Raw genomic sequence first — 5,494 nt, forward strand, 5'->3', positions numbered from 1 at the left:
GGTCAGGTCCGAGGAGGGCAGCTTCGGCGGGCTCGTCTGCATGTGCAGCGTCTGCTCGAAGTTGACCAGTCCGGTGGCCTCCAGAACCATGATGTGGTCGAGGACGGTGTCGTTGGCCTGGTTGGCGAGCTCGCGGACCAGGCTGTTCTTGGTCGTGGAGCGGACCTTCGCGATGGTGTTGAAGATCGAGCCGTGCGTCATGCGCAGGATGTTGGCCAGCTCGGAGTCGAACTCCTTGCCGGTCTTGCTCCCGATCGTGGTGACGAAGCCCTCCTGCTGCGGGCTGGCCGCGTTCGGCAGCGTGATGTTGAGCAAGGGGGCGATCTTGCGGCAGCTGGTGTCCAGCGCCGCGTGACCGTCGATCAGGTGCTCGCCCGCGGTGACGACCTCCGGGGTCGTCCCCTTCTTCAGGGCCATCTGACCGAGGGGGTACTCCCACAGCCCGGCCGCGCGCACCTTGACCACGAAGTCCCGGTCCGACTCCGTCAGCGGCCCCCACTGCGTCTGGGCGATGATCCGGTCGCCGTCGTTGGAGACCTTGTCCAGACCGAGCATGGCCGGGTAGCCGAGTGCGACAAGGGTCAGGCTGAGGGCACCGCCCACGAAGAGCGTTCCCGTCGCGTTCCGCGAAAAGCGCACCGTGCCTCCTGCGCGGTCATGGATCCCGCCCACAGGCGGTTCGGACAGCCACTGATACGTGCGGGGAAGCGTAAGGAACCTTTTGATTTGGCAAAAACCCGCCGCCGCCCGTGTGACGCTGCTCACCCGGGGGCGGGTACCCGCAACCCGTACGTCACGTCATCCGTGCGGACGCCGGGCCCGGAGCCCGCGCGGCACGCACCGCACGTGTCAGCACCGACCAGGAGGTGGACGACATGACCGACACCCGTACCGTGGCCGTCCTGGGCACCGGGATCATGGGCGCCGCGATGGCCCGCAACCTCGTGCGCGCCGGACACACCGTCCGGGTCTGGAACCGCACCCGGGCCAAGGCCGAGCCCCTGGCCTCCGACGGTGCCGAGGTCGCCGGGACCCCCGCCGAGGCGGTGCGCGACGCCGACGCGGTCCTGACGATGCTCTACGACGGCGGCACGGTCCTGGAGGTGATGCGCGAGGCCGCCCCCGCGCTGCGCCGGGGCGCCGTGTGGGCGCAGTCGACCACGGCGGGACTGGAGTCGGTCGCCGAACTGGCCGCCCTCGCCGACGAGCACGGCCTGGTCTTCTACGACGCGCCCGTGCTGGGCACCAGGCAGCCGGCCGAGGCCGGCCGGCTGACCGTGCTGGCGGCGGGACCCGTCGAGGGCCGGCAGGCGGTGACGCCGGTGTTCGAGGCGGTCGGCGCCCGTACGGTGTGGACCGGCGAGGACGCCGCGGCGGCCACCGCCACGCGGCTGAAGCTGGTGGCCAACAGCTGGGTCATCGCGGTCACCGCGGCGACCGGCGAGGCACTGGCCCTGGCCAAGGGGCTCGGCGTGGACCCGCGGGGCTTCTTCGACCTCATCGCGGGCGGTCCACTCGACATGGGCTACCTGCACGCCAAGGCCGATGTCATCCTCGAGGACACGTTCCTCCCGCCGAGCTTCGCGGTGACCACCGCGGAGAAGGACGCCCGCCTGATCGTCCGGGCCGGCGAGCGCCACGGCGTCCGCCTCGACGTGGCCGCCGCGAGCGCCGAACGCTTCGCCCGCGCCGCCGCCCAGGGGCACGGGGAGGAGGACATGGCAGCGGCGTACTTCGCGAGCTTCACCGACCACGACCCGGCCGAGGAGGACCACGGGCGGGCGGAGCCGTGACGGCGACGTGGGACGCCGGAGATGCCTGGGATGCCGGAGAGGCGCCGGAGGTCAGGCGCGGTCGGTGAGTTCCTCGGCGTACACCTGGGACAACGGCTGAGGGCCCACGTACTGCTGGCAGTTGCACTGCCCCGGCTCGAAGCGCAGCGGCTTCTTGTTCTCGTCCCAGGCCGTCGGGACCTCGACGCGCTCGTGGCAGCGGCCGCTCTTGTCGTGCTTGGCCAGATGGTGCGTGCACCCGCACACCGGCTCCGGCGGCTTGTGCGCCGCCTCCACGGCCAGCCGCTCCGCCTTCGCCGCCTCCATCAGTTCCAGCTTCCGCTCGTGCCGGTTGCGCAGCGCGGTGCGAACGGTGTCGGCGAACCAGGCCAAACCGCCCGTCCAGAACAGGATCGCCACCCACCAGATCCAGCGCATCGCTCACTCCCCTTCCCCTGAGGAGCTCAGGATAAGTGCCAGCGCGCCGGGCGTCGTCGTCCGGGACACGCGCGGACGGTCCCGGCACGGCCACCGGGGCCGCCGCCGCTCCCGTCCGGGCCGCGTCCACGGCCTCCCCGGGCCGGCCCGGGGAGGCCGCCGGTCAGCCGGCGCGCTGCTGGCAGGGCACGCAGCAGCGGGCGTACGGCAGGATCTCCAGCCGTTCCACCGGGATGGGCTTGGCGCAGTCCTCGCAGCTTCCGTACGAACCGCCGTCCAGCCGTCCGAAGGCGGCCTCGATGTCCTTCAGGGCCAGCTTCAGGGCGGTCTTCTGCGCGCTCAGGAGGTCGTCGGCCTCCTGGCCGCCGTTGGCGCTCTCCTCGATGGCCCGCAGCTGTGCGAGGCGGGAGTTGCGCTCGTGTTCCAGGCGCTGCCGGGCCTCGTGCGCGTTCATGCGCTCGGCCGCGGAGGCACTGCGGGTGGTCTCCCACGACATCGGCATACGGTCCCTTCTGGCTGGCAGAGAGCCGGTGACGAGGGGGGCCGCGGTGACGTACGGCCCCCCTCCTGACTCTCCAGAGTGGCCCGGCGCGAAAGCCGCGGCCATCGGTCGCAGCACCCATTTCCGGTGGGCGGCGGGGTGCACCGCCCACCGGAACGGCCGCATCAGACCTGCGCGCCCTGGACGGGACGGCGGGCCGCCGGCTTGCGGCGCTGCGGGCGGCTCGGGGTGCCGCCCCGGCGGTTGCTGAACTCGATGGCGAGCGGGGTGGCGGTGAACACCGAGGAGTAGGTGCCGACCACCAGGCCGATGAGCAGCGCGAGCGCGAAGTCGGTCAGCGAGTCCCCGCCGAATACCGCCAGGGAGGCGAGGATCAGCAGCGCGCCCATGCCCGTGTTGACGGTGCGGGGCACGGTCTGCAGGATCGCGTTGTTGCAGACCTCGGGCAGGGGCGCCTTGCGGTTCCGCCGGACCAGCTCCCGGATGCGGTCGAAGACGACCACCGAGTCGTTGACCGAGTAGCCGATGACGGTGAGCAGGGACGCCAGGAACACGCCGTCGATGGGCTTGCCCAGCCACGCGAAGACGCCGACGAGGATGACCACGTCGTGCGCGAGCGTGGCGACCGCGGCGGAGCCGAACAGCCAGCGGAAGCGGGCGGCGAGGTACAGCAGCTGGGCGCCGAGGGCCATGGAGAGGGCGATGAGGGCGTTGCGGCGCAGCTCCTCTCCGATGCTCGGGCCGATCAGCTCGTCGCGGACCTTCTCCGTCTCACCGCCGAGGGTGCCGATGGTGTCGGCGACCTTGACCGCCTGGGCGTCGGTCAGCTCCTCGGTGCGCACGGTCAGCCCGTTGTCGCCGGAGGACTGCACGACCGCGCCGGGGAATCCGGCGTCGGCGAGGGCGATGCGGGCCCGCTCGGGGTCCACGGAGGTGCTGGTGCTGTACTCGATCAGCCGGCCGCCGGTGAACTCCAGGCCGAAGTTCAGGCCCCGGACCGCGATGCCCGTTCCGGCGAGCACGAGCACGATCGCGGAGGCGGCCAGCCAGCGGCGCGGGTGCTTCATCAGCTGCGGGTCGCGGCGCACGAGGAAGTCGCGCACCCGGCCGGTGGTCGCCAGGCCCGTGAACAGCGGGCGGCGGCGCACCGACGGGCGGGACACGGCGAACTCGGCGAGTACGCGGGTGATCACCAGGGCGCTGATCATGGAGGCGACGACACCGATGGCGAGGGTGACGGCGAAGCCTCGCACCGGGCCGGTGGACAGGAAGAACAGCAGTCCGGCCGCGATCAGCGTGGTGACGTTGGAGTCGGCGATCGCGCTGAAGGCGTTGCGGAAGCCGGCGGTGAGGGCCGAGCGCGTGCTGGGCCGGTGCATGTCGGCGTACTCCTCGCGGGCGCGTTCGAAGACGAGCACGTTGGCGTCCACGGCCATGCCGATCGCCAGCACGAAACCGGCCAGGCCCGGCAGGGTCAGGGTGGCGCCGAGACCGGCCAGGGCGGCGTAGGAGATCACGCCGTAGCAGACCAGGGCCACGGTCGCGAGGAAGCCGGTGAGCCGGTAGACGATGGTGATGAACAGCGCGGTCAGGATGGTGCCGATCACCGCGGCCCAGGCGGTGGCCTCGATGGCGGTGGCGCCCAGGGTCGGGCCGACGGTGTGCTGTTCGACCGTCGCGACCGGCACGGGCAGGGCGCCGCCGTTGATCAGCAGGGCCAGCTCGCGGGCCTCGGCGTCGCCGAAGGAGCCGGTGATCTGCGTGGAGCCGCCGGGGATGCCCGTACCGCAGGCGACCGACGGGTCGACCTGCGGGGAGGAGATGATCCGGTCGTCGAGCACGATGGCGACGCGGCGCGCGGGGTCGCCCACCGGCTTGCAGGCGGCCTCACCGGTCAGCTTGGCCCAGCCGCTGCGTCCCGTCTTGTCGAAGTCGATGGTGACGTGCCAGCCCGCGCCCATCTCCTGGTCGAAGCGGGCGTCGGCGCCCTTGACGTCCTTGCCGGTCAGGGCGGTCTTCGCAAGGCGCAGCTTCTGCCCCGACTCGTCGGGGAGCACGAGTTCCTCGGAGTCCCCGGGTTTCTTGGGATCCTTGGACTCCCCGGGCTTGGGCTTGGCGGTGTCCTCGGTGGCGTCGGCCGGGCCGAGCACCGGGTGGAAGGTCAGCTGGGCGGTACGGCCGAGCACGTCGGCCGCCTTCTTCGGGTCCTGTACGCCGGGCAGCTCGACGATGATCCGGTTGCTGCCCGAGCGGACGAGGGTCGGCTCGGCCACACCGAGCGCGTCGACCCGGCCGCGGAGCACCTCCAGGGTGCGGTCGGTGGCCGCGCGGTCGGCCTTGGTGGTCGGGGTGGAGCGGGTCTCCAGGACGATCTGGGTGCCGCCCCGCAGGTCGAGTCCGAGACGGACCGGAACGGTGACGGTGATGTAGACGGACAGGGCGATCACGATGAGGGCGAACAACGTCCTCACCTTGTTTGAACGGATCAAGAAAGGCCTCCGGCGGGCACACCGCGACCACGGTCGGCGTGGTCACGGCGGTTCGAACGGCGAACGGGACAGAACGTCAGATGCCGAAGCCGCCGGGCGGCGCCCGCCCCCCGACCTGGACCACGTGCCCCACCGGGCGCGGCACGTACCCGCCCACCGCCGTCACGCGCCCGTCCGGGGGCGCGGCCACCGCCGCCTCCTGCACGGCCGTCGCCGGCTGTGCGTGCTGGGGCGGACGCTCCCCGTGCGCCTCCTGCCGCGTCCCGCTCTGCGTGGAGCACACGGCCCCGCAC

5 protein-coding genes and 1 pseudogene are annotated in these 5,494 nt (G+C 72.2%); 1 reads left to right on the forward strand and 5 read right to left on the reverse strand.

From position 1 onward, the window contains the following. Positions 1–603, reverse strand: a 603-nt coding sequence (locus tag C1I97_RS30235; protein WP_111006286.1) for a DUF4142 domain-containing protein, incomplete at its 3' end; no start/stop codon positions are given. 263 nt (positions 604–866) lie between these two features. Between C1I97_RS30235 and C1I97_RS30240 the strand changes: the two genes are divergently transcribed. Further along, positions 867–1,793 (forward strand): NAD(P)-dependent oxidoreductase, encoded by a 927-nt coding sequence (locus C1I97_RS30240; protein ID WP_369008373.1) that lies wholly within the window; start codon positions 867–869, stop codon positions 1,791–1,793. 51 nt (positions 1,794–1,844) lie between these two features. Here C1I97_RS30240 and C1I97_RS30245 read toward each other — a convergent pair whose 3' ends face one another. The 4 genes and pseudogenes from C1I97_RS30245 to C1I97_RS40230 form a co-directional block, all read right to left on the reverse strand. Beyond that, positions 1,845–2,210 (reverse strand): hypothetical protein, encoded by a 366-nt coding sequence (locus C1I97_RS30245; protein WP_111006284.1) that lies wholly within the window; start codon positions 2,208–2,210, stop codon positions 1,845–1,847. Positions 2,211–2,373: 163 nt separating this feature from the next. Next, complete coding sequence (locus tag C1I97_RS30250) at positions 2,374–2,706, reverse strand: TraR/DksA family transcriptional regulator (RefSeq protein WP_111006288.1); 333 nt, start codon at positions 2,704–2,706, stop codon at positions 2,374–2,376. A 170-nt stretch (positions 2,707–2,876) separates the two neighbouring features. After that, positions 2,877–5,201, reverse strand: a complete 2,325-nt coding sequence (secD, locus tag C1I97_RS30255) for a protein translocase subunit SecD (RefSeq protein WP_111006285.1) — start codon at positions 5,199–5,201, stop codon at positions 2,877–2,879. 76 nt (positions 5,202–5,277) lie between these two features. Further along, a pseudogene (locus C1I97_RS40230) lies at positions 5,278–5,494 on the reverse strand (hypothetical protein); the annotation flags it as partial.

Source organism: Streptomyces sp. NTH33 (assembly GCF_003236365.1).
In the GTDB taxonomy this organism is placed as follows: Bacteria; Actinomycetota; Actinomycetes; order Streptomycetales; family Streptomycetaceae; genus Streptomyces.

What these genes read in the sequence shown, in the direction of transcription:
- C1I97_RS30245 (WP_111006284.1), bottom strand. Translation starts at nt 2,210, where the DNA reads ATGCGCTGGATCTGGTGGGTGGCGATCCTGTTCTGGACGGGCGGTTTG.
- C1I97_RS30250 (WP_111006288.1), bottom strand. Translation starts at nt 2,706, where the DNA reads ATGTCGTGGGAGACCACCCGCAGTGCCTCCGCGGCCGAGCGCATGAAC.